Origin of the sequence: Chryseobacterium tongliaonense, assembly GCF_041224435.1 — a bacterium.
Taxonomy (GTDB): Bacteria; Bacteroidota; Bacteroidia; order Flavobacteriales; family Weeksellaceae; genus Chryseobacterium; species Chryseobacterium tongliaoense.
On sequence record NZ_JBGFFD010000004.1, the window covers coordinates 296,692 to 320,806 of the forward strand.

Here is a 24,115-nt window from a genome sequence, read left to right on the forward strand (position 1 = left end):
CCTCTTTTTTTATTTAGCAGCTTTACTGTTTAAAGCCGTATCTGCAATTTTGGTGAGCAGCTCATCACATTTCTTTTCTTCACCGAGCGTTTTTAAAAGTGCCTTGAGACATTTGTCTTCTTTAAGAATCTTGGCATAGGCAGCTAGCGTACCGTAAGTTGCAATCTCATAATGTTCCACTTTTTGGGCAGCTGCAATAATACCAACATCTCTTACTGCGCCAGGTTCAGTTTCTTCCATAATGCTTTTACCTTCATCGAGCAGTCCCTGCATCGCATCACATTTTTTAGCCTGGGCTTTTTTTCCTAATGCTTTAAAACATTCTTCAAGCCTGGCCACGTGCATTTTTGTTTCAGCAAGATGGCTTTCTATCGCACTTTTTAATTTCTCGCTGGTTGCATTTTTCTGCATTTTAGGAAGTGCTTTAGTTAATGCTTTCTCTGCCCAGTAAATATCCTTTAATGAATCTTCAAAAAGGTCTTTCAGTTGCTTGGCAGCATCTTTTTTGGCTGGCGTTTTACCCGTAGCTTTTGAAGCGGTTGTTTTTTTAGCCGGCGTCTTTTTTACAGCCGCGCTTTTACGTGGTGTTTTAGTTTCCATAATAATATGATTTAGTGATTAGAATTGTGATAAGATTAGTCTATTACCTACAATTATAAGACCAAAAACAGTCATTATACCGTATTGAAGCCAGATGTGGTATGTATTTTTTTAATAAATAAAATTAAACTTCCCTCGATAATCCATACGAAAAAGCTAATCCTTGCTCGAATTCCGGTCAGGGTAAAGGATCAGTCTGATGGATGGGTTATTGGTGATGAATAACCTGAACCAATCCATTGCAAGACGAATTTTATTTCCAAATCCCACCAACGGAATGATATGAATAAACAGCCAGGTCAGCCAGGCAATAAAACCTTTAAATGAAAATTTCGGAAGATCTACAACCGCATTGAATTTTGAAATAATAGCCATGCTTCCCTTGTCATCATATTCAAACGGAACCAATACTTTTTCATCTTCTATCCGCTTAAAATTCCTTCCGAGATTTTTACCCTGCTGGATTGCGACCTGTGCAAGCTGTGGATGACCTTTGGGATATTGATCGGTAAGCTGAAGGCACAGATCTCCCAGTACATAGATGTTGGACATCCCTTCTACCTGATTGTACGCATTCACCAGGATTCTTCTGCCATGTCCGACACGATCTTCCGGGATACCGGGAACTTCACGTCCTATGACACCCGAAGTCCAGATCAGCGTTTCTGTTTCTATTGATTTTCCGTCAGACAGAATGACTTTCCTATCAACATAGTCTTTCACTGAAACATTCAGAATAATTTTCACGCCGAGTTTCTCCAGGGTTTGATAAGCCGTTTCCTGTGCTTTTTTGCTCATGGGTGAAAGCAGGGTAGGCAACGCATCAATAAGATACAGGTTAGAAAGGGCCAGCTTGATTTCCGGATATTCTTTTTCAGCAATATACCTTCCCATTTCGGCCAGCATTCCCGCCAGTTCCACTCCGGTGGGACCACCACCTGCAATGACTACATTCTGGAGCTTCTGGGCTATTTTTAAATCTTTATTCCGGGCTGCTTCTTCGAGGTTAAGAAGAATATGATTTCTTAAATAAAGTGCTTCTTCAATATTTTTCATAGGAAGTGCATATTTCTGCACGTTTTCCATTCCGAAGAAATTCGATTCTGTTCCCAGAGCAAGAACGAGATCATCATAACTCAGGTTTCCCGTATCGGTCTCAATAGTTTTACTTTCCGGAATGACTCTGAGAAAATTCCCCATATGAAAACGTACATTTTTATTGTTGGAAAACAGCTTCCGGAACGGATAACTGATATTCGATGCCTCAATAAACGAAGTAGCAACCTGGTAAATGAGCGGTGGAAAAAAATGATAATTATTTTTATCAACCAGCGTAATGAGAAACCTCCCGTCGTTCTGTAAGGCTTTGATTAGGTTGATTCCTGCAAATCCTCCGCCTACAATGATAATATGTTTTTTCATAATAGATTGATATTGAATTGGTCATCATATTCCTTCAATAATAAGACCAAAGATTCAATCTGTAAAACATAGAAAATACAACTTTATTTTATTTACGTGTATTCATTTATTTCTGATAAATGCATGATGTTTGCATCTTATGTAAAACCAAACACTTTAAATATTACAATTATGAAAACAGACATTCTAACAAAAACGCACAGGCTTGGACTGGGAGGAGTTGCCATAGGAACCGCTTTTGAAAATGTAACGGATGAAGAAGCTCATGATGTTTTACAGAAAGCATGGGATCTCGGGATCAGGTATTATGATACATCACCCTGGTATGGCCTTACGAAAAGTGAAAGACGGTTTGGAGAATTTCTGGCCGGTAAAGACAGATCTGATTTTATATTTTCTACAAAAGTAGGAAGGCTGTTTAAAGAAGTCCCGGAATCTGATGTTCCGCCTACCATGTGGAAAAAACCACTGAATTATGATTTTAAGCATGATTATACTGCCGATGGTATCAAAAGATCCATTGCAGGCAGCCTGGAAAGAACGGGGCTTAATCATATTGATATCGTTTATATTCATGACCTTTCGGAAGACCAGGTAGGAGACCGTTATCCGTATTTTTTGGAACAGGCAAAAAAAGGGGCGTTTAAGGCACTCTCGGAATTACGGAATCAGGGCATTATCAAAGCCTGGGGAATGGGCGTCAATAAAATCGAACCGATCCTGGATTGTATTGAAGCTGCTGACCCGGATATCTGTCTTTCGGCTACACAATATTCGATTTTGGAGCATGAAGATGCGGTAGACCGGTTACTTCCGGCTGTAAAGAAAGCAGGTGTAAAGCTTGTTTCGGGAGCAGGATATAATTCCGGGTTTATAACGGGAAGAGACCGCTATAATTACAAAGAAATTATTCCCAAAGGAATGACAGAAAAGCGTGACCGGATTAATGAAATTGCAAAAAAGTACAATACCAATGTTGTACACGCTGCTCTTCATTTTGTTTTGGCTGCAGACGAGTTTGCATCGATTATTCCGGGGGCAAGCAAAACTGAACAGGTTCAGGATAATGTAAATGCCCTTCACGAAAATATTCCGGCCGATTTCTGGAATGAATTGAAAGCTGAGGGATTGATTTATCAAAAAGCCCAGACTCCGGAATAATCCATTGAGTTTTACTAAAAAAATGTGAGTCTGTCATGGGCTCACATTCTTTTTATCTGTTAAAGTGTATTCAGGATTCAGAATTTCTACAGAATTGGATGGGAATTTTGAATCAAAAATGAAAACAGTAAATAAGGTAGCCGCAGTAACCGTTCTTTTCTGGTTAATGAAAATTGTGGCGACGACATTGGGGGAAACTCTGGGAGATTTTTATTTCCATGACGCTCAATTTAGGCTATACTATAGGGATTGTCGTCACTTTACTATTTTTCAGCATCATTATATCAGTACAATTAAAGGTTAAAAGATATATTCCGTTTATTTATTGGATGGTCATTGTGGGAACAACAACCTTAGGCACGGAAATTTCTGATTTTATCGACAGAACCTTAAAAGCAGGATATTTAATCGGCAGCTTATTATTGGTGGGTGGGCTTCTTTTCACTCTTTTTCTATGGTACAAAAAATACCGCAGCCTTGAAGTTTATCCTATTTTTGAAAGGAATAAAGAGGTCTATTACTGGATTGCCATTCTTTTCTCAAACAATTTAGGGACGGCATTCGGAGATTTCCTGAGTGATAATCTGGGTTTAAGTTATCTGAACGGAGCCGCTATCACCGGAATCATTATACTGCTCGTGATTCTGCTTCATTATTTCACAAAAATCAATCAGGTGGTCCTCTTCTGGATTGCTTTCGTTTTCACAAGGCCTTTCGGTGCCACTTTTGGAGATTTCCTCACTAAACCGATTGTTCATGGCGGGCTTAATCTCGGTACTCTCAATGCATCTCTGGTTTCCCTTGTCCTTCTTTTTTTAATGATTTTCATTTCTCACTCCCAACAGGGAAAAGAAAGGCTTCAAAACTAGATATTCAAAATTTCTTCTAAATCAGTCCGCATTATTGTACTATAAAATTAAAATTCTTAAAAGAGTTTAAAGATAAAAACAGAATGAATAAAATACGATTTTTACTTTTCCTGATGCTAATTGCTTTTTCTTGTACAGCCTTTGCGCAGGTCACCTCCGTTACACTTTCCGGTTTGGTAACTGATAAGGACAAAGCTACACTGCCTTACACTAATATTATTTTAAAAACATCAAAAGACAATACATTTGTATCCGGAACCATCACCAATGAAGAGGGAAGGTTTTCTATTACAGGCATAAAACCTGACAATTATAACCTGGAGATTTCCATCCCGGGATATGATGTGCAAACACAGCCTGTTTTTATCGGCAGCTTATCCGAATTCCTTGAAATCCCTGTGGTTGAACTTGAAAAAAAACAGGAAAAAGAAACAAAAATCGAAGAAATCGTTTTAACAGGTTCCAAAAAAAATGAAGTAAGCAGCCAGCTTGATAAAAAAACCTATTCTGTAGCCGACAATATCAGCCAAAGCGGAGGTTCCGTTTTGCAGAGCATGCAGAATTTACCGGGTATAACTGTTCAGGACGGGAAAGTACAGCTAAGGGGAAATGATAAAATAACTGTTTTAATTGACGGCAGACAAACCGCACTTACAGGTTTCGGAAGCCAGACCGGACTGGATAATATTCCGTCTTCCGCAATCGATAAGATTGAGATCATCAACAATCCGTCATCAAAATATGATGCCAATGGTAATGCAGGAATCATCAACATTATCATGAAAAAAAACAAGCAAAACGGATGGAACGGTAAAGCCGGCTTCACCACGGGATTAGGAGCTCTCTGGGTAAAAAAAGAAAACCTTCCCGGCATAAGGCCGCAATATACTTTAACCCCGAAAATCAATCCTTCGGTTTCTCTTAATTACAGAAAAGATAAGATCAATATTTTTCTTCAGGCAGATAATTTGTACACGCATACTCTTAACAAGAATGAATTTGTAACCCGTACCTATGACGATGGTACCATGATCAATTCCCAGTTAAAAAGAAACAGAAACACCAATTTTCTTACAACCAAAGCAGGAATAGACTGGAACATCAATTCTCAGAACACATTAACCGTTTCCGGGCTCTACGGAAGTGAAAAAATTATAGACCGGGGAGATCAGCCTTTTTTTAACGGAGACCTTTCTCAACGGCTCCGGCTATGGCAGTTTCTGGAAGACGAACTGAAAACCACGGCTATGGCTACCGCTTCTTATCAGCATAAATTCAAAGAAGCCGGCCATGTACTCAATGTCGGATTCAATTACACGTTTCACAGAGAAGACGAAAAATATTTCTATGACAATTATCTTCCGAATTCTACGGGTACCGATGCCTTTAAACTCCTTTCTGATGAGCAGGTATACGATTTCAATATTGACTATGTAAAACCGTTGAAATACGGCCGGATTGAAACAGGAATCAAGCTGAGAAACAGAAATATTCCTACTGATATGAATTTCATTCCGGGCACCAATTCTGTCTTAGATGCCAATGCGGGCGGCTGGGCAGATTATAAAGAATTAATTCCTGCTGTTTACGGGAATTATATTTTTGAAAATAAAAAATGGGAAGCCGAGCTTGGTGTAAGGCTTGAATATGTGAAAATTCAATATGATGTAAACCCCAATCATCCCACCTATAAAAGTGACGGCTATCATTATACCCAACCGTTTCCCAATCTGAGGCTGGCTTATAAGCTGAATGATCGTCATAAACTTTCCGTGTTCTACAACAGAAGGGTAGACCGACCCAATGAAGTAGATATCCGGATTTTCCCGAAATATGATGATGCCGAAATTATAAAAGTAGGAAACCCGGGATTACGGCCACAGTTTACCAATTCCATCGAGCTCGGGTATAAATACAATTGGGATAATGGCTATTTGTATTCGGCATTGTATCATCGTTTTGCAGATGGCACCATTACAAGAATCTCAAGTACCGTTCCTCAGAATACGCTTATTTATGCTGTGTTCCAGAACGCAGGGAAAAGCTATAATACAGGCCTGGAAGCCATCTGGAACCAGAAAATATCTTCTGTTTATTCATTGACCCTTAACGGAAACATATACAGGAATCAGATCAATGCTTTTTCAGTAGAAAATCTGTATCCGGAACCGACCCTGTTTTCAGCGGAAAAGCAGTCTGCCATTTCCGGAAATGTGAAACTGAATAATGTATTCCATTTTGCCAAAGGGCTTGATGTGCAGGTTTCCGCAGTTTATCTGGCTCCGAATGTCATTCCGCAGGGCAAAACCAATTCCAGGTTTTCTGTAGATATGGGATTGAAAAAATCAGTTCAGAAAGGAAAAGGAGAAATATTCCTGAATGCCACCGATCTGCTGAATACCATGGTTATTAAGAAAAACATCCGTGGGAACGGATTTGCTTACACAAGTAATGATTATTATGAAACCCAGGTTGTAAGGCTGGGATATAATTATAAATTTTAAAACAGTACATCATGAGTACAAATAATTTAATAGAGAATGTAAGCGGTTTCGTAATTCCGTTTCTTACCGAAAATCTTTCAGCCAATCTGCATTTCCATACAATAGATCACACTTTAGATGTCGTGCAGGCAGCAGAAGAAATAGGAATACAAAGCCGTCTTTCTGAAGAGGAAATGACAGTTTTACGGGTTGCGGCCTGGTTTCATGACTGCGGCTATGCTCATACGTATAGCGGACACGAAGAGGAAAGCAAAAAAATAGCAGTAAATTTTCTGAATAATACCGGATGTCAGCAGGATTTCATCGAAGCTGTTTTAAGCTGTATTGAATCTACAAAATATCCTCAGAACCCATCTTCATTGGTAGAAAAAGTGCTCTGTGATGCGGATTTTTATCATTTTACAAAACCCTGTTATCCGAGATACGAACAGGCTATAAGACAGGAATTTGAAACCTTCTTCGGACTGGTGTATACTGATGAAGAATGGTGCATCAAAAACTGTAGCTTTCTTATTCAGCATCAGTATTATACAGATTATGGGAAACAGGTGCTTTCCAGGTTTAAAGAAGTCAATATCCAATTGTTACAACCTAAATAAATATCTGAATTATGTGGTTTTATTACGCTTTATTATCAGCTTTATTTGCGGCATTCACAGCCATTTTCGCAAAAATAGGAGTGAGTAATATCAATTCCAACCTGGCTACCGGCATCAGAACGGTGATCATTCTCGTCATGGTATGGAGTATCGTATTGATAAAAGGGGAAGGCCAGGAAATCGGTTCCTTGTCAAAAATAAACATCATTTTTCTCGTCCTGTCGGGCATCGCTACCGGCTTGTCGTGGTTATTTTATTTTAAAGCTTTACAAATCGGAAATGTCTCACAGGTTGCTTCTGTCGATAAATTAAGTGTAGCTATTGCAATTATTTTATCGGTCATCTTTTTTAAAGAAAGTCTAACATTGAAAACCGTAATCGGTGCATTACTTATCATCAGTGGTACGCTGGTTTTTGCCTGGAAGTAGATCGAGGGTAATTATCTTCATCTTTTCGTAAAAATATTTCAACCAATTCTCGCATAACAATTATTCATTTATAATCATACAGCCGTATCTCATAACAAATATTTAATAAAAAATAAAAATAAATTTATTTTTTTCATTTACATATTTTTATATTTTTGCTGAAAACTAAGTAACATTAAAACTTTTAAATAATTATTATGAGACAAACTTTAAGTGTCGTATCTTCAGTAGCAATGGTATTTTTTTTAACAGGATGCCAGAATGAATCTTTTTCAACGTCACCGGACGCTTCAACATCTAAAAACATAACTACCGGTTCGCAATTAGTAAACAGCAGTTTCCATTTCACTGAAACCAGTTTAGCAGTTGCCAACTCGTTAGATGAAAATGGTTTCAAACCTGATACAGAAATCACAAAAGAATTGATTGACAAGTCTTTGGCTGGTGTTGAATTTCAGGGAAAAGAATTGGTTACTGTTGAGATGGTGAACAAGATTATCAGCTATGTTCCTTTGATGAAACAAAGCGGATTAAAAGGTCTTAGCCTGGAGCTGCAACATTCTGAATATTTTGCCCAGCAAATGGGACTACTTGAAAGCGGTCAGGATATTTCATCAAGCCTTGAAAGTACTGAATTCAGTGCTTTATCTCAGGAAGAAAAAGACTTATTAAAAGACATCGTGTACTTCCAGCAGGATTATATACAATATTCAATAGCTCACCCGAATTCAGCAAGCAGAGTTCTTGATCCTGTTTTAGGATTTGCAACAGGCTGTCTGTATGCTATAGGTGGAGCTGAGATCGGTTCTCTTTTTGGCCCTTGGGGAACTGCTGCAGGTGCTGTTATCGGCTTTGTGGTAGGTTTCTTTGTAGGTGGAAATAAATAATCATCTGAAAAAACATAGGAGGTAATTTTAAAGGAGCTCAATTCTTCTTAAAAATTACCTCCATTTTTAATATGTATTGGTAAGGGGTCAAATAGCTAATCTGTTTTAATGTATAAATATTCTTTAGTCTTGTTAATGCTTCTGGGAATAGGCTGCAGCAAGAAAAAAATGTTAGGCGATAATATAAAAAAGATCATTCCGGAGAAAAACCGTATTTATTTATTTTACAGAAAGACCGATTCCAAAAACGGGATTATTGCACAATCTTACAATAAATGGGGCTCTCAAATGTCTCATATTGCAATTGGCCTTACAGACGAAAAAAATAAGTTCACCATTTATCATATCCTGGAAAAAGACGTAAAGAAAACCAAAAACGACATCTGGTCTTCCACAGTCGAAGACTTTTACCAGGCCAAAAATGAAAAAATAATCGGAGCCGAAGTCTGGAAAAGCCAGGAAAAAATTTCTGACGCCCAGTTAAGTAAATTAAGATCTACTATAGACAGCCTGCAAAAAACAAATACAAAGTTTGATTTCGATTTTGATTTTAATGATCATCATAAAATGTATTGTTCTGAATTTGTTTATTATCTTCTTCATTCTATCAGTCAGTTCAAAATAAGCCCGTCCCTGAGTGAAAAAAAGCTGAGCGGAATCAATAAAACCTTTCTGGGCAGGTCAACCTTACATTATTTACCGGTAGATTTCTTACGTACAAATAAAAATTTTGTAGAAATTTATTCAGAATTTGATACGGAAAGTAAAAAATAATGACAAAACTGGAGCTGATCTTTTAAAATTGTAAATTTTTCTATCTCACAAATTTCCCGAAAATATAACCTACGCTTATTCCTAAGACGTGTACTTTGTTTATTTCATGCCACTGCATTTCAAAATTCAAACTAGGTTTTTTGTCTTTGTCTTTCAAACTTACGGGAATTCCAAGCTTCCAGTTTAAGGCATCGTAGGTTCCGAAGTTTTTTTCAAGGGCAGCACTTACCCCGATTGTATTATTAAAAAATAAAGAAGCTCCTTCTAATTTTAAAGCGGTAGTTGCAAACCTCTCATAATCTCCGATAAATACCAGATCGGCAGGATTTAAAATTTGCTGGGTTGAATTCTGGTCGGCAATTGTTTGAAAAGTCACTGCGCTCGTATTATTGGCTATGAAATTATTATTGTTAAAAACCGAACCAGATATTCTTCCGTTCAATGTAGTTCCCTTCAGGTAACCCGGAATATGGTATAAGCCGTTAAAGAACAGTTCCGCTTTCCAGCTGTAGAATTCTTTACTATCAAAGTTTCCGACCGTTTTTGTTGATTTTACATTGATCACTTTTTTCGTTAATGGTACACTCACATTTACACCCCACCAACTTAACTTATAACTACTGAATAAGGTATTATCCTTTATATTTTTGACTTCTTTGTCTGCAATCTTTTTATAATATTCATAATACTTTTTCCCAATATCAACATTTGAGGGATCTTTCAATTCTTCATCTTTCTCAAACTCAGATTGTAAATACTTTTCAATTTTTTCATTTCTGAATTTTTCAATCTGGGTTCTATGTTTATTATAAGTCCCGATAATATTATTATTGATATGGGTAAACTTGAAGTTCAAACTGATTTCACTGGCAAAATCATATTCATTGGTCTTATTGTTTTTAGAATAGATTTTGGAGAAACTTTTATCTATACTTGAAGTTGCGCTTACAGAGAGCATATTGGAAATTTTTCTTAAATCTTTATCCGGCCTGTTCTTGTTATTCTGTAAATTGATATTTCTCCCGACGGTAAGCGTTTTATTGTCCGTATTTACACTTACAATATTCGGATCTAAGGAAAGATCTTTCATCGTTACGGCAAAAGAATTGATTTCATTATTGAAAAAGACAGCTAACATTTGATTATTGAAAACCCATTTGTCATCCTCTTTTCTTGTTCTTATAAATTTTTTATTCTCTTTTTCATTCAAACTATCAATATCATTTTTATAATATTCGAGTGTACAATATTTAAGTTCATCTAAGATTAAAGGCTTATGATAACTTACATAATTATTCTTGTCTTTTTGAGAAAATAACACAGAATAAAAGACCAGACTACAGATAGTAAGGGTTGATTTAAAAATTTTCATGGTATCAGGTTTTAGTTTATTACAAAATTTCAATTTTTTCTTCCCGATATCAATACCCCATAAGGGTGATTTTTTACTTTATAAAAAGAAGCTAAACACAAGTAAAATCAGGTCATTTTCCCATTAAACTATATTTCAAAATAAACATTTATAGCAGGTTATTTATCAATGTAATTGAAAAAATAGGGTTTTCCCCATACCACATATGGGGTTTCTACTACGATTTAAGTAATTGATATACAGCAAATTTGTCTGTATAAAACTACTACCATGAAAGTCACAGATTTTCTTTCCAAAATTGTTTCCGCTGTCAATGCTGAAATAGTGGGAGCCCCGATTGTTGAATTAGCCAATATAGCGACGCTTAATGATGGTGATGAATTTCTGTCTTCCAAATCATCCATTATTTTATCCGTTGTCAATATAGAAGAAGATAAAGTACTTAAAAATCAGTCTTTATACAAAAATTACATTTCACCGGACAATGGTATAGAAAGATATAAAAACCCTGCCCAGAATTTAATTTTATCACTCTTATTTGCCTCTTACAATATAGACCAGTCTAAATATGCCGAAGGAATAGACAAACTGGAGGTTGTGATCCGGTATTTTCAAAATCAGCGTATCTTCTACTGGCAGTCTCCGAATTTATCGGAAACCATACCGGCTAGTGGTTCTTATGATAAGCTGATATTTGAAATGGTAAGCTTAAAAACCGACCAGCTCAACCAGATGTGGTCTTACCTCGGCGCGAAATATATGCCTTCAGTTCTGTATCAGGTGCAGATGATCCCTATTCAGGCCAACGAAACTTCCACAGACGGAATCATTAAAAAAGCTAAAATCCAGCTCTGGGAAAATAATCCTCATGATTCTACCGGACATCTTGAATCCGGAACCTTTACTAAAAATGAAAACAACGAAATCATAGAAACTAATTAAAATTAATTATCATGAATATTAGTGCCATTAAAACCCCGGGAGTATATATCAATGAGATTGATGCATTTCCCCCATCTATCGCTCAGGTAGCGACTGCCATTCCTGCATTTGTAGGCTATACCCAAAAAGCATCAGTTTCAAATGTACCTACGAGAATCTCTTCTTTACTGGAGTACGAACAAAATTTTGGCGGAGCTCCGGCCCCTGCAGAGATTACAGTAGATCTTGACAGCAATTTATTACCTACAGACAACAGCTCTGTTACGGAAAGTAAATTTAAGCTTTACAACAGCCTCCGGTTATTTTATGCCAATGGAGGCGGAGAATGTTATATTGTTTCCGTCGGGTTGTATACGGATAATCCTGCTTTTGATGCCGGAACAAAAACCAAATTTACAGAAGGGATCGATACATTAAACAAATTTGATGAGCCCACTCTGATCTTATTTCCTGATGCGATTAATCTGTCTGCTGCTAATTTAGGTGCAGTGCAGGTACATTCTTTAATGCAGTGTGGAAAACTGATGGACAGATTCACCATTATGGATGTAAAACAAACGGCAAATCTGAAGGACGACAGCGAAGATTTCAGAGATGAAATAGGAAATCAGAACCTTAAATACGGTGCTGCCTATTATCCTTATCTACAGGCTAACTTCCCTTATCAGTTCAGGTTCAATGACATCAACGGAAGTGCTCCCGGCAAAGTGGATTTCGCCTCCGTTTATGCTACAGATTTAGCCATAAAGCCATTATTGGACAGCTTTGATATTACTTATAAAAAAGTCTATCAGAATGTAGCTCCTAATGATACAAACAACGGATTCAGTGTAAAATGGGGTGAAAAGAATAAAGATAAAGTAACCATTGCCAATGATTTCAGCAATACGGCCACTTATGTAAATAAATTATTGGGATTCCTTGGAGTTCTGGGACAGACCACTTCTCTTGTTAACCCTTTTAAAACCTATGTGCAGGGGCTTATCTCTGTATCTCTTAAACAGTACGCTCAGAAATTAATTGATTTTACAGATGCGTATCAGGGTTTGAAAACCGTTGACGCAGATGCAGATTCAAATCCTGATGATATTGCTGACATTGTTCTTAATCCTGATCCTAATGTTACATTTGAAGACCATGTATGGAGAAACGGCTCTTTTGCTGCCACAAATCCTAATCCGTATACAGAAACATTAATTACGGGAGGCCTTGCCGATAAAGCAAAAATACAGGCAGCCCTGGATAAATTACATGCCCAGATCATAGCTGCAATGAATTCTGCAGTGAGCGCTTTGGAAAACTATGTATCAACAGAAGAAAATAATCTTACCTCTAACATTCCTATCTACTCAGCGATCGTATCCAAGCTGTCTCAGTCGATGAATACCGTTCCGCCTTCAGGAGCCGTTGCAGGGATTTATGCCCAGACCGATGCCACACGCGGCGTATGGAAAGCTCCGGCTAATGTGAGTGTAAACGGAATTATCGGATTGGCAGATGACATCAATGATAAAGACCAGGAAGAGATGAACATCCATGAAACAGGAAAATCCATCAATGCCATTAGAAAATTTACGGGCAGAGGAAATCTTGTATGGGGAGCCAGAACTTTAGCAGGAAACAGCAACGACTGGCGTTACATCAACGTAAGACGGCTTGCCAATATGATTGAAGAATCTGTGAAAAAAGCATGCATGCAGTTTGTATTCGAGCCGAATGTTGCCCAAACCTGGGTTAACGTAAAAGGAATGATCGAAAATTACCTGACCACCCTTTGGAATGACGGCGCATTAGCCGGAGCTAAACCGGAACATGCCTTTTTTGTTGCGGTAGGACTTAATCAAACCATGTCTGCACAGGATATTTTAGAAGGCAGAATGATCGTAAAAATAGGATATGCACCTTCAAGACCTGCAGAATTCATCATCCTTGAATTCAAACAAATGCAACAAAAATCTTAATTATTTAACCTTAAAAACTATACATCATGCCAAATACAGATTTTCCGCTACCAAAGTTTCATTTCAGTGTAGAATGGGGCGGTAGTAAAATAGCTTTTACAGAAGTTTCCGGATTAAATAAAGAAATGGATGTCATCGAACATCGCGTAGGCTCAAGTCCCGAGTTCTTTAAAAAGAAAATGCCGGGAATGCTTAAACTTAGCAATATTACCCTTAAAAGGGGCGTATTTGCCGGCGATAATGAATTCTATGACTGGTACAATACCGTTGCTCTGAATACGGTAGAACGTAGAAATATCACCATTTCATTACTGGATGAAAATCACGAACCCAAAGTGGTATGGAAAGTAAAAGACTGTTTCATTGTTTCTTTAAAATGCACCGATATGAAATCTGATGCGAATGAAGCGGCAATAGACTCAGTGGAAATTGCCAATCACGGGTTTACCGTAGAACACGTTTAAACTGAATGCCATGCCTGACAGCAATCCCATACCCGGTTTTTACTTTTCCGTCATCTTTGAACTGTTGCCGCAGTTTAGCATTGATACAAAATTTCAAAGTGTTAACGGATTAAAAGTGACAATGGAAACCGAATCCTATACCGAAGGAGGGCAAAATAAATTTAAACATCAGCTGCCGCTCCGTTCCGGATATCAGGATCTGGTTCTGAAACGAGGATTAACTTCAGATATGTCCGGTTTATCAATGTGGTGCAATCAGGCATTGGAAGATTTTGTTTTTTACCCGGCCAATCTGGTGGTTTCTCTATTAAACGAAAAAGGAAATCCTCTGAAAGTCTGGTATGTATCACACGCGATTCCCTTGAGCTATGAATTCAGTGATTTCAATGCTGAAGAAAACAAAATGGTCATTGAGACCATCACATTGAAATACAATTTTTTCAAAGAGCTCCCGGTACCTAACTTTTAATACGTACTGAAATGCCTATCCGGATCAAAGAATTACACATCAAGGTAAAAATAGAGGAGGAGCCGGTAAATTCTGCCCGCTCCCAGCCGATCAGTCCTTTAAAATTGCAGGAATTAAAATCGCAGCTCATTAAAGAGTGTACCCGTGAAGTATTAGAAAAACTTAAAGAAAAAAATGAACGATGATACAAGCAGCATTAGGGATTATAGACAAAATGAGGATTGAAGTATATGAAAACAATAAATATACAATGCCTAAGAAGACCATTTTTGTTCAGCTTAACCCTGAAAAGTATACGCTTAAGCATAACGTGGTTTTTTGTGAAGGCCAGCCCATAGGAGCCTCTTCCAATGATTTAAGTTTTAACAGGATTGAAGGGGAAGAAGTAACATTTGACTTTGTTTTTGACAGCTCAGGCGTTGTACCTCCCGGAAAAATAAAAGACGGGAAAGGAGAAATGTCTTTACTGGATAAAGCAGGAGACGTGCTGGATGCTTTGAAGCCCGCCATTGTAAACCCTTTTGCAGAAATAAAATCTGTAGAAGAAGATGTGGAAGCATTTAAAAACCTCATCATGGGATACAACGGCAGTACCCATCAGACAGCCTATCTTCAGCTTCTCTGGGGCGGATACAAACTGCAGTGCCGGTTAAAAAGCATGGATATTGAATACATGCTTTTCAGAAAAGACGGTCGCCCTATCAGAGCAAAAGTAAAATGTGTTTTCAAAGGAACTGCCACCTATGAAGTGATGGTTGCCCAGCAAAATAAAACATCACCTGACCTTACCCACGTAAGAACCGTGAGTATGAATGACAGGCTGACTCTTATAGCAGAAAACATTTATGAAAACCCATCATTTTACATAGACGTAGCCCAGACCAACCGATTGTTGAGCTTCAGAAAAATAAATACCGGACAAAACATATCATTTCCACCCGTTAAATAATCAGAATCATGCCCGTTCAATCTTACATATCAACCGATGACCTGCTAAAACTCGAGTTTTTAACAGACGGTGTCAATAATGGTCTTGATTCTTTATTAACAGAAGGGCAGGTTACTTTTGAACTGAACAAAATACCTTTTGCAAAATTCACTTTTACGGCATCCAATCCAGGTGTAGATTCTCAGACGACCCTACCTTCGGATCAGCTGAAAAAAGGGCAAAAAATAGAAATAAAGGTAACCGTCAGCAAAAAGCCTCAAACCCTGTTTAAAGGATTTATCAAGTCTATTGAAAAAACAATCAGCGAAAGCTGTGTAACCGTAAAAGTAGAATGTAAGGATGATGCCTATCAGCTGACCACTCCTTCAGAAGAAAGAGAAAATAACAATCAGACCTTTGAAGATAAGCTGAAATCATTTACCCGGCCTCTGGTATTGGGGAATACCCTTACCGGGCAGGATTGGGGGCAGGAAAAAATTTCCCATAATCTTCATACCATCCCGTGGGATTATCTGGTCGGATTTTTAGACTCCATCGGAATGATCGTAGCCGTAAGAAACGGAGAGTTTAATGCTTTAGATCTGTTAAAGCCTCCTCCTGATGAAAAATATACCGCTGAAAACGGAATTAATGTCTTTCGTTTTTCAGGGAGGGAAGATGAATCTAAAAAATTGAGCAAAGCCTCTATTGAATATTGGGATGCGTCTTCTCAGGCTCTGGAAAAAATAGAAGCCGAACAGGAAGCTGAAAAGAATCTCAAAGTTCTTACCCTCAATGAAAGCCGGCTTTTAGCTTCAACCATGACCCGGATGGTGAAAACTTCCCTGGAGCGAAGCAATCATGCCGTGATACAGGCCCAGGTAACCACTTTCGGGAATTTAGAAGCCAAAATAGGTGATTTTCTCAGCTGTAATAAAGTAAATCAGGAAATAGACCACAAAAAATTACTGATCAGTAAAGAGGTTCATACCATTGAAAACGCCTGCTGGAAAACAGAATATACACTGGGAATAGAAACAGAACAAACCTTTGCAGAAAGCAGTTCGCCATCAATTCCTGCTCAGCAGGCACAGACAGGGCAAACCAATTCTGTAAGCGGATTACAGATCGGAACTGTTACCCAGATCGAAGAAGATCCGGACAACCAGTTCAGAATAAAAGTAAGAATCCCCACACTTTCTGAAAGCGGAGAAGGGGTTTGGGCAAGGCTGGCCACCTTATTTGCAGGCAACGAAATGGGCGGTTATTTTATTCCCAATGTAAATGATGAAGTGATCGTAGGCTGTCTGGGAAATAACCCGGATACGCCGGTGATATTGGGAAGCCTGCACAGCTCACAAAACCCGATGCCGTTTCCTCTTGAAAAAGAAAATTACACTAAGGGGATTGTGACCAAAGAAGGTACAAGAATACAACTGGACGATCAAAAAAAATCAATTGAATTAAGCACCAAAAAAGGCAATAAACTTCTGATCAGTGATGACGAGAAAGGCTTCATACTCGAAGATGAAAACGGAAATAAGCTGATCATGAATACAGACGGAATCACTTTGGATAGTAGCAAAGATATTATCCTGAAAGCAAAAAAAGATTTTAAAATGGAGTCGGCAAAAGCAGAACTCACAGCTTCTGCCACGCTCGATGTAAAAGGTTCAATCATAAAACTTAACTGATATGCCCGCAGCAGCAAGAACAGGTGACATGCATGTATGTCCCATGACCACAGGAACGGTACCTCACGTTGGAGGTCCGATATTACCCGGCGGAGCCACTGTACTGATCGGCGGAATGCCTGCATCGGTAGTAGGAGACAGCTGTGTCTGCACAGGACCTCCGGATACTATTGTAAAAGGTTCGTCATCCGTATTGATTGGAGGTAAGCCGGCCGCAAGAATGGGAGATTCCACAGCACACGGAGGCAGTATCGTAGCCGGTTGCCCGACAGTGATTATAGGAGGTTAACAAAAACTAAAACATGAAAACAGACGATTTTTTAGGAACGGGATGGGGCTTTCCGCCCACATTCAATCCTGTAACAAGAACGGTTGAGACGGTTTCCGACGAACAGGACATCCATCAAAGCCTGCAGATCCTTTTAAATACACAACTGACAGAAAGAGTGATGCGTTCCGATTTCGGATGCGATCTCAGTCCGCTGTTATTTGAAAATATTACAGTGACCTTACTCACAAAAATCAAAGGCATTATTGAACATGCCATTTTAATGTATGAACCCAGAATTGATCTGAATGATATTTATTTCGCCTCTGAAAACAATGATACACAAGGTATGATCAGAATTGAAATTGAATACACCATCCGGACAACCAACTCAAGACATAATTATGTATTTCCTTATTATTTAGAAGAAGGAACTTATATTAAAACTTAGCATCATGGAAAATTGTTCTTCAAAAATATCTATTCCTCAAGGCATGGGAACTACCCAAGGCGATAGATTTTTGTCTGCCCTTAAAACCGATTATTTTTTATTAGAGGAAAGGGGTGAAATCGATCATATCGTCTTAGCCCGAAAAATGTCCGAATATCTCAGATATTTTGATGAATTCAATTTGGAGCAAGGGAATTGGTCTTCGTTTTTCACATGGGAATCCACAGCCGTTTTAGCCGGAATTTACACATGGGATATCAAAGCCTATGAAAAAAAATATGAGACCGGGAAAAAACTGATTCCTTTAATCAGCGACAATGAAGGACAAAAAGATATCCTTAAAGAAATTTTCGGAGGTCTTCAGCATGATTTAACCGAATTAACAAAAAAAATACCTGCATTAGATGATACCATTACCGTGAAGGAATTTCTGGTAAGCTCCCAGGGTACTATTGAAAGCCAGCTAAACGCCATTATCCTTAAAATAAATACTGAAACCTCGATCCTTACTTTATTACAAAGCTATCAGTTCAACAAAAGTATTCAGCAGCTTTTCGGGCTTCTTTTACACTGGAAAAACACAACGGAGGAAACACTCAGACAGCAATTGGAATCTTATCCTTCCCATTCACCGCATTATGCCCTGTTTCTGGCTTTCTTAAAGCTGTTGGGTATTGCAAAAAATCATCTGAATGAATTTACCAAAAGACATCTTGATTTTTATTACAAGGATATTCTTCAACTGTGTTCTCAAAAGGCACAGCCGGATCATGTACACTTACTGATAGAACCTTTTGCGTCAGCCGATTCATTTTTACTTCCTAAAAATACCATTTTCTCGGCAGGAAAAAACGGGGCAGGAAAAAATAAATTTTATGCCTCCACTTCCGATCAGGCGATTAATTCTACAAAAATTAAATCTTTTTTAAGCCATTATACTGATAAAACCTGGAAAAAAACAGATCTGTTTCCTCTCAACGGAACCAATACCCCTTTTTCTGCATTTCCCGTTTCAGCTGAAGATACCCAAACAGGCTTGCTTCTGGCCAGTCCTTTATTTTATTTAAAAGGCGGAACCAGAATCATCACCCTTAAATTTGACACCCAAAACTTAAGTCCCGATCTTTTTGATTTCCGGATAACCGGAGAAAAAAAATGGATTGAAATTTCCAAAACAGAATTAACCCAGGATAAAAGCATACAGCTGACCATTCCGGCCACTGAAAAAGCGATTGTCCCGTTTGATCATAAAATTCATGACGGAGATATCATCAATACCTTACATCCGATCCTTAAAATCATTCCTAAAAACAATACGATAGCCATAAAATGTCAGAGCCTTGACATTAAAATAAAGGTAACAGGCCTTAAAAATTTTATTGTTGCAACAGACACAGGAGTTGTAGATATCAATAAGCCCTTCAGACCTTTCGGGGATTTCCCGAGGAACGGAAACGGCTTTACGATTGGCTGTAATGAATTTTTCATGAAAAAAGGAGCTGCCGCCACATTCTCGATCAACACGAATATCCTCAGGTTCCATAGCAATACCAGCAATAATCAACAGAATTTGATTGCATACAATGAAGGTTGGCAGATGGAAAATACGGTGGCCAAAATGCAGGCCGTTGAAAATGAATCACTGATGTGGTTCGAAAATTTTGCACCTCAGGAGTTTACTGTGATGGCAGGGGTTTTCAAAAGTCTTGTCGATGATTCTTTATTATATGAAATGTATGACGGACAGTTTATTAAAACAGCCGATACTTTTAATTCTTCTTATACCAATAATTATAATTATCCCGTATCAGAATATCTGGAAGATGAAATTCCCGATCAAGAAAGTGTTTCAGGATATATAAGAGTTCAGTTGGATGATTCTGAATATGTAAAAGAGAAGTTTCTGCAGGATTATATTGCGGCAGCCAAAACAGCAAGCCCGGTATTGCCTGAAGTTCCCGTTATTCAATCCATCGTAATGAATTATTCCGTCAGTCAGAAATATACGTTCAAGGATTCGGACAATAGCTTAAACACCATAGAATATTATCATTTATCACCATTTGGCTATAAAAGAATAACACCAAAATCCTCTTTAACATTAATTCCTTCATTACCCCAACAGGGAGAAATCTATATCGGGTTTGAAAATGCACAGCCGGGAAACGGATTAAGTATTCTTTTCCAGATGGCAGAAGGAACAGCCAACCCAAGAAAAGACCCCGCAAAAATATCCTGGGCTTATTTAAACAACAATGAATGGGAAACCATAGATCCGTATGAAATAGGAGATGAGACCTTAGGTTTACTGCAGTCGGGAATTATACAATTAACCGTACCGGAGTTTGACAATACACAAACCACACTCTTACCCAATGCTCTTTTCTGGATCAAAATTTCAGTGGATGGATTAGACCGGATCTGTAATTTCACAGGCATTCACGAACAGGCTTTGAAAGCCGTTCTGACCGATTTTGAAAATAACGGAAGTCAGTTTCTGGAAACAACTCCGGCCGAAACTATTTCAAAACTCTATCAGCCTCATCCATTCGTAAAAAAAGTAAAACAACCTTACCCGTCTTTCGGAGGCAGAAAGCAGGAAGACGACAGTTTATTACACCAGAGAAGCAGTGAAAGGCTGCGTCACAAGCAGAGAGCGATCACTTCATGGGATTATGAAAGGCTTATTTTACAGGAATTCCCGGAAGTGTACAGAATAAAATGCCTGAACCATTATCGTTATGATACAGGAAATGTTTCCAATGTTTCCGCAGGATATGTTACCCTTATTCCTGTTGCAGGATCTCTCAGTTCATCAGCCGTCTGGGAATGGAAACCTTTACTCAGCCTGAGTACTTTGCAGCGCATTAAAAACAGGATAATTGAAATGTGCTCGCCCCATGCCCGCCTCAGTGTAAAACCTCCTGTTTTAGAAAAGATACAGATCACCTGCAAAGTAAAATACCGGGAAATTCCCGGTGCCGATACCCGGTTGTATGCTGACCTGCTGAAAGAAACCCTGAATAAATACATCAGTCCGTGGGCTTACAGCAACCTCGATATTGATTTTGCAAAAAAAATAGAGCTTTCTTCACTGATCCAGTTGATTGACAACCAGAGTTTCGTGGATTATGTCGTTGATTTCAAAGTCAATCAGATGATACTTGATGATACGGAAAATATCGTGAAAAGAATAATATCCGATGTAAAAGAGATCCTCCCGCAAACCGATTACACTTTGTTTATTCCTAATGATGTGCATGAAATAGAAGAACTTAAAAACAATTGCTAACCATGAACCCAACATATTACATACCATCAGAAAGAGTACTGAAGCCGTCGCAGGATTATGAATTTTTGCGAAAAGAAGGCTTGAAGCATGTTGAAAAACTTGGGAACAGATTATGGACGGATTACAATGCCCACGATCCGGGAATCACCATTTTGGAAGCCCTTTCTTTCATGATCACGGAACTTGGATACAGAACCGATTTTGACATTAAAGATTTACTGACCAATAAAAACGGACAGATCCAAAACCAGTCATTCTTTACAGCCAGAGACATCATGACCAATGCTCCTGTCACAGAACTGGATTACCGTAAGCTCTTAATCGATATTGAAGGTGTTTCTAATGCCTGGTATCTGGCCACAAAAAAAGAATCCGATCTATACGGATACCATTTACCCCATAAAGCAGAAAAAAACATCTACATCAATGTTCTGGAGGATAAATTAAGCTTTACTCCAAAAGATAAGAACAATAAACTGCTGGAACCTTTAGCTGTAAGAGGTTTAAATAAAATAAAAATAGAACTGGCTGAAGATCCCGTTCTCGGAAACCTGAATACCACAGAACTGGAATTTGTATTTCTGCAATCCGGAAAATGGGTACAGGTAAAGATTATACCGGATTTTTCCTTATGGAATGATTCTAAAGCGCTTCTCCTTGCCAAAATGGATAAGCCCACCAAAATAAAAAACAAAAAAACAGAGCTGAAAGACAATACGGTTGTGATTACCGTTATGCGGACTTTCCAGGAGAATGACATTCTGAAACTGGTCATAGAACCTTTTAACAGCAATGAAATCAATGAAGTAAAAGAATATTTCAGCACTGAAAAACCCGTCTGCGAGATCATCAGTTTATTAAAAGATAAAAAAATAAAGGCAGACCGTATCTTCAGAACCGTTCAGCAAAGACTGCACCAGAACAGGAATCTTACAGAAGATTTCTTATGTGTGGAAACCATCGAAACCGTTGATATAGGTTTTTGTGCAGATGTGGAATTAGCTCCAGAAACCGATTCCGTGGAAACAATGGCCAGGATTCAGATGGCAATTGAAAACATTCTGAATCCTCCGGTACGTTTTTACACTTTATCACAATTGACAGAGCAGGGATTAAATTCCACCGAAATATTTTCAGGCCCAAAACTTGAACACGGCTTTTTAAAAGACGAAGAGCTCAGAAAAGCCCAGTTACCGACCAGCATTCATGCTTCGGATATTATTGCTGCTCTGATGGAAATTGAAGGAATAACCTCAGTGGAAAACCTGTTGATGACTGCCTATAATTCCCTCGGAAAACCTATTGCAGGAAGTACCAATCAGAAATGGTGCCTGCATTTATCCGGTGAAGAAAAACCGGTATTTTCCAATGAACGATCAAAAATATTATTGTTTCAGAAAAACATTCCGTTTCTCTTATCTGAAACCAACCAGATGCTGGTGGAACAAAAAGTCTTACAGCTTAAGGCACAGCTGCAGAATTACAAACTTTATTCCGTGCAAAATGATTTGCCGGTTCCGCAGGGACAGTTTTATCAGCTGGATGAATACTACAGCATTCAGGAAGAATTTCCGATCACGTACGGATTAGGTAAAAATCAGCTTTCCGATAAAGTTCCTGAAAAAAGGAAAGCACAGGTAAAACAACTTAAAGCTTACCTGCATTTCTACGATCAGCTGTTGGCAGATTTTTTCAGCCAGCTGTACAATGCCAAAAATATATTTGATCTGAAACCGCTTCAGCAAACGTATTTTCCTAATTATCTGGATATAGATCCGAAAACGGGAGCAGACTTTTACGGTAAAGAAATATATGGCGACGAGTTTAAAAATAAGCTGTTATCCGGAGAAACAGATACCGATGTTTCATTAGAGGAAACGCAGGTTGTTTTTTATGACAGACGGAACAGGGTATTAGATCATCTGATGGCCCGTTTCAGTGAAAGCTTCAATGATTATGTCTTTATGATATACCGGGTAAGTCAGGATGCAGGCGGACTGGGAGAATTTTCTTTTCAGCCGCAGGATCTGATCAACGATAAAGAAGCATTTATAAAAGATTATGCAGAAACCAGCTATAAAAGAGGTCTCGGAATAGATTATCTGCATGCCGGACTGATCAATAATACATTTGATTTCCAGGATTTATGGGATACGGATCACAGCGGCGGATATGAAAGAAGAGTTGCAAGACTCTTGGGAATTAACCATATCGGGCTCAGAGATATCGTTACTGAAACCGAAGTACAGACCCAATGGACGCTGCCCGTGAAAATAGATCATGAAAGTGTGGTGTACAAGATTGTACAACCCGCTACGGATCTGGAAGAAAAATGGAAATGGGCACAACAGAATTTATTGAACCCAACTGCCTATTTCATTCATAAACAAGGCAATAAATTTTTTATTTACCTGGGAATACAACCTAAAAAAACAGCAACAGTAGATAAAACCTTTACAAGCCATGAGAAAGCTTCAGAATACTTTTATCAGCTGATGCAGGCTTTAAATGAAGCTTATGAAAACTTCTACTGCCTTGAGCATATTCTGCTGAGACCATTTTCGCATCTTGCTGATGATACCGAAGATTTGTTGTCGGTCTGTTTAAAAGATGACTGTAAAGATGAAGCCAATAACGATCCTTATTCCTTTAAAGCGACGATCGTATTACCGGGATATTTATCAAGGTTCAGAAGCATTGCTTTCAGAAGGTATGCAGAACAGATTTTCAGACAGGAAGCCCCGGCTCACGTACTTTTAAAGATCTGCTGGGTTAATTCCGAAGATATGTGGGATTTCCAGGAAGCCTATAAAAACTGGCTGGCAAACTACCGGCATTTCAGACTCAGATACTGCAGTAAAACCCTGTTGAAAAAAGATTTTACCCAATATACCAAATACCATAAAGCTTTGCTGAAAAGCCTTAAAAAACTCAATACCATTTATCCTGAAGGAAATTTATATGATTGTCAGCTCAGTGAAACCACAAACCCCATTATATTAGGAAGCACTTCGTTAGGAACCCTTTAAA

The 24,115-nt window shown here is 38.3% G+C and carries 21 protein-coding genes; 18 read left to right on the forward strand and 3 right to left on the reverse strand.

Annotated elements, in window-relative coordinates; all coding sequences use genetic code 11:
- Positions 1-9: 9 nt before the first annotated feature.
- On the reverse strand, positions 10-600 hold the full coding sequence (locus AB8P06_RS11315) for a YciE/YciF ferroxidase family protein (protein ID WP_369841675.1): 591 nt from the start codon (positions 598-600) through the stop codon (positions 10-12).
- 156 nt (positions 601-756) lie between these two features.
- A complete protein-coding gene (locus AB8P06_RS11320) occupies positions 757-2,022 on the reverse strand; it encodes an NAD(P)/FAD-dependent oxidoreductase (RefSeq protein WP_369841678.1) in 1,266 nt (421 codons plus the stop codon).
- 171 nt (positions 2,023-2,193) lie between these two features.
- Here AB8P06_RS11320 and AB8P06_RS11325 point away from each other — a divergent pair, with 171 nt between their 5' ends.
- The 7 genes from AB8P06_RS11325 to AB8P06_RS11355 all read left to right on the forward strand — a co-directional run bounded on the left by AB8P06_RS11325 (position 2,194) and on the right by AB8P06_RS11355 (position 9,244).
- Positions 2,194-3,183: an aldo/keto reductase gene (locus AB8P06_RS11325; protein ID WP_369841681.1), complete on the forward strand. Its 990-nt coding sequence runs from the start codon at positions 2,194-2,196 to the stop codon at positions 3,181-3,183.
- Between the two features lie 173 nt (positions 3,184-3,356).
- Positions 3,357-4,052 (forward strand): COG4705 family protein, encoded by a 696-nt coding sequence (locus AB8P06_RS11330; protein ID WP_369841683.1) that lies wholly within the window; start codon positions 3,357-3,359, stop codon positions 4,050-4,052.
- An 83-nt stretch (positions 4,053-4,135) separates the two neighbouring features.
- Entirely contained in the window at positions 4,136-6,556 is a 2,421-nt protein-coding gene (locus AB8P06_RS11335; protein WP_369841686.1) for a TonB-dependent receptor domain-containing protein, read from the forward strand.
- A gap of 11 nt (positions 6,557-6,567) precedes the next feature.
- Positions 6,568-7,155: an HD domain-containing protein gene (locus AB8P06_RS11340; protein WP_369841689.1), complete on the forward strand. Its 588-nt coding sequence runs from the start codon at positions 6,568-6,570 to the stop codon at positions 7,153-7,155.
- Between the two features lie 11 nt (positions 7,156-7,166).
- The gene (locus AB8P06_RS11345) at positions 7,167-7,583 is read left to right on the forward strand and encodes an EamA family transporter (RefSeq protein ID WP_369841692.1); all 417 of its coding nucleotides are present in this window, start codon (positions 7,167-7,169) and stop codon (positions 7,581-7,583) included.
- 197 nt (positions 7,584-7,780) lie between these two features.
- On the forward strand, positions 7,781-8,470 hold the full coding sequence (locus AB8P06_RS11350) for a hypothetical protein (RefSeq protein ID WP_369841695.1): 690 nt from the start codon (positions 7,781-7,783) through the stop codon (positions 8,468-8,470).
- Between the two features lie 108 nt (positions 8,471-8,578).
- Positions 8,579-9,244 carry a hypothetical protein gene (locus tag AB8P06_RS11355; protein ID WP_369841697.1) on the forward strand — a complete coding sequence of 222 codons (666 nt, stop codon included), beginning with the start codon at positions 8,579-8,581 and terminating at the stop codon, positions 9,242-9,244.
- A gap of 40 nt (positions 9,245-9,284) precedes the next feature.
- Here AB8P06_RS11355 and AB8P06_RS11360 read toward each other — a convergent pair whose 3' ends face one another.
- Positions 9,285-10,616: a hypothetical protein gene (locus AB8P06_RS11360; protein ID WP_369841699.1), complete on the reverse strand. Its 1,332-nt coding sequence runs from the start codon at positions 10,614-10,616 to the stop codon at positions 9,285-9,287.
- A 270-nt stretch (positions 10,617-10,886) separates the two neighbouring features.
- Between AB8P06_RS11360 and AB8P06_RS11365 the strand changes: the two genes are divergently transcribed.
- Genes AB8P06_RS11365 through AB8P06_RS11415 form a run of 11 tightly spaced genes read left to right on the forward strand, consistent with a single transcriptional unit; the run spans position 10,887 to position 24,114 of the window.
- On the forward strand, positions 10,887-11,558 hold the full coding sequence (locus AB8P06_RS11365; RefSeq protein WP_369841702.1) for a Pvc16 family protein: 672 nt from the start codon (positions 10,887-10,889) through the stop codon (positions 11,556-11,558).
- An 11-nt stretch (positions 11,559-11,569) separates the two neighbouring features.
- The gene (locus AB8P06_RS11370) at positions 11,570-13,519 is read left to right on the forward strand and encodes a phage tail sheath C-terminal domain-containing protein (protein ID WP_369841704.1); all 1,950 of its coding nucleotides are present in this window, start codon (positions 11,570-11,572) and stop codon (positions 13,517-13,519) included.
- Between the two features lie 26 nt (positions 13,520-13,545).
- Entirely contained in the window at positions 13,546-13,983 is a 438-nt protein-coding gene (locus AB8P06_RS11375; protein WP_369841707.1) for a phage tail protein, read from the forward strand.
- A gap of 10 nt (positions 13,984-13,993) precedes the next feature.
- On the forward strand, positions 13,994-14,452 hold the full coding sequence (locus tag AB8P06_RS11380) for a phage tail protein (RefSeq protein WP_369841710.1): 459 nt from the start codon (positions 13,994-13,996) through the stop codon (positions 14,450-14,452).
- A gap of 11 nt (positions 14,453-14,463) precedes the next feature.
- On the forward strand, positions 14,464-14,637 hold the full coding sequence (locus AB8P06_RS11385; RefSeq protein WP_369841712.1) for a DUF5908 family protein: 174 nt from the start codon (positions 14,464-14,466) through the stop codon (positions 14,635-14,637).
- Positions 14,634-15,401: a CIS tube protein gene (locus AB8P06_RS11390; protein WP_369841713.1), complete on the forward strand. Its 768-nt coding sequence runs from the start codon at positions 14,634-14,636 to the stop codon at positions 15,399-15,401. The genes AB8P06_RS11385 and AB8P06_RS11390 overlap by 4 nt, the downstream gene beginning before the upstream one ends.
- An 8-nt stretch (positions 15,402-15,409) precedes the next feature.
- Entirely contained in the window at positions 15,410-17,074 is a 1,665-nt protein-coding gene (locus AB8P06_RS11395) for a phage baseplate assembly protein V (RefSeq protein WP_369841715.1), read from the forward strand.
- A gap of 1 nt (position 17,075) precedes the next feature.
- On the forward strand, positions 17,076-17,363 hold the full coding sequence (locus AB8P06_RS11400) for a PAAR domain-containing protein (RefSeq protein WP_369841717.1): 288 nt from the start codon (positions 17,076-17,078) through the stop codon (positions 17,361-17,363).
- Between the two features lie 13 nt (positions 17,364-17,376).
- Positions 17,377-17,793 (forward strand): GPW/gp25 family protein, encoded by a 417-nt coding sequence (locus tag AB8P06_RS11405; protein WP_369841720.1) that lies wholly within the window; start codon positions 17,377-17,379, stop codon positions 17,791-17,793.
- Between the two features lie 4 nt (positions 17,794-17,797).
- Positions 17,798-21,085, forward strand: a complete 3,288-nt coding sequence (locus tag AB8P06_RS11410) for a baseplate J/gp47 family protein (RefSeq protein ID WP_369841722.1) — start codon at positions 17,798-17,800, stop codon at positions 21,083-21,085.
- Between the two features lie 2 nt (positions 21,086-21,087).
- Positions 21,088-24,114 carry a baseplate wedge protein gene (locus AB8P06_RS11415; protein WP_369841724.1) on the forward strand — a complete coding sequence of 1,009 codons (3,027 nt, stop codon included), beginning with the start codon at positions 21,088-21,090 and terminating at the stop codon, positions 24,112-24,114.
- Position 24,115: the final 1 nt, after the last annotated feature.

What these genes read in the sequence shown, in the direction of transcription:
- AB8P06_RS11315 (WP_369841675.1), bottom strand. Translation starts at nt 600, where the DNA reads ATGGAAACTAAAACACCACGTAAAAGCGCGGCTGTAAAAAAGACGCCG.
- AB8P06_RS11320 (WP_369841678.1), bottom strand. Translation starts at nt 2,022, where the DNA reads ATGAAAAAACATATTATCATTGTAGGCGGAGGATTTGCAGGAATCAAC.
- AB8P06_RS11325 (WP_369841681.1), top strand. Translation starts at nt 2,194, where the DNA reads ATGAAAACAGACATTCTAACAAAAACGCACAGGCTTGGACTGGGAGGA.
- AB8P06_RS11335 (WP_369841686.1), top strand. Translation starts at nt 4,136, where the DNA reads ATGAATAAAATACGATTTTTACTTTTCCTGATGCTAATTGCTTTTTCT.
- AB8P06_RS11340 (WP_369841689.1), top strand. Translation starts at nt 6,568, where the DNA reads ATGAGTACAAATAATTTAATAGAGAATGTAAGCGGTTTCGTAATTCCG.
- AB8P06_RS11345 (WP_369841692.1), top strand. Translation starts at nt 7,167, where the DNA reads ATGTGGTTTTATTACGCTTTATTATCAGCTTTATTTGCGGCATTCACA.
- AB8P06_RS11350 (WP_369841695.1), top strand. Translation starts at nt 7,781, where the DNA reads ATGAGACAAACTTTAAGTGTCGTATCTTCAGTAGCAATGGTATTTTTT.
- AB8P06_RS11355 (WP_369841697.1), top strand. Translation starts at nt 8,579, where the DNA reads ATGTATAAATATTCTTTAGTCTTGTTAATGCTTCTGGGAATAGGCTGC.
- AB8P06_RS11360 (WP_369841699.1), bottom strand. Translation starts at nt 10,616, where the DNA reads ATGAAAATTTTTAAATCAACCCTTACTATCTGTAGTCTGGTCTTTTAT.
- AB8P06_RS11365 (WP_369841702.1), top strand. Translation starts at nt 10,887, where the DNA reads ATGAAAGTCACAGATTTTCTTTCCAAAATTGTTTCCGCTGTCAATGCT.
- AB8P06_RS11370 (WP_369841704.1), top strand. Translation starts at nt 11,570, where the DNA reads ATGAATATTAGTGCCATTAAAACCCCGGGAGTATATATCAATGAGATT.
- AB8P06_RS11375 (WP_369841707.1), top strand. Translation starts at nt 13,546, where the DNA reads ATGCCAAATACAGATTTTCCGCTACCAAAGTTTCATTTCAGTGTAGAA.
- AB8P06_RS11380 (WP_369841710.1), top strand. Translation starts at nt 13,994, where the DNA reads ATGCCTGACAGCAATCCCATACCCGGTTTTTACTTTTCCGTCATCTTT.
- AB8P06_RS11385 (WP_369841712.1), top strand. Translation starts at nt 14,464, where the DNA reads ATGCCTATCCGGATCAAAGAATTACACATCAAGGTAAAAATAGAGGAG.
- AB8P06_RS11390 (WP_369841713.1), top strand. Translation starts at nt 14,634, where the DNA reads ATGATACAAGCAGCATTAGGGATTATAGACAAAATGAGGATTGAAGTA.
- AB8P06_RS11395 (WP_369841715.1), top strand. Translation starts at nt 15,410, where the DNA reads ATGCCCGTTCAATCTTACATATCAACCGATGACCTGCTAAAACTCGAG.
- AB8P06_RS11400 (WP_369841717.1), top strand. Translation starts at nt 17,076, where the DNA reads ATGCCCGCAGCAGCAAGAACAGGTGACATGCATGTATGTCCCATGACC.
- AB8P06_RS11405 (WP_369841720.1), top strand. Translation starts at nt 17,377, where the DNA reads ATGAAAACAGACGATTTTTTAGGAACGGGATGGGGCTTTCCGCCCACA.
- AB8P06_RS11410 (WP_369841722.1), top strand. Translation starts at nt 17,798, where the DNA reads ATGGAAAATTGTTCTTCAAAAATATCTATTCCTCAAGGCATGGGAACT.
- AB8P06_RS11415 (WP_369841724.1), top strand. Translation starts at nt 21,088, where the DNA reads ATGAACCCAACATATTACATACCATCAGAAAGAGTACTGAAGCCGTCG.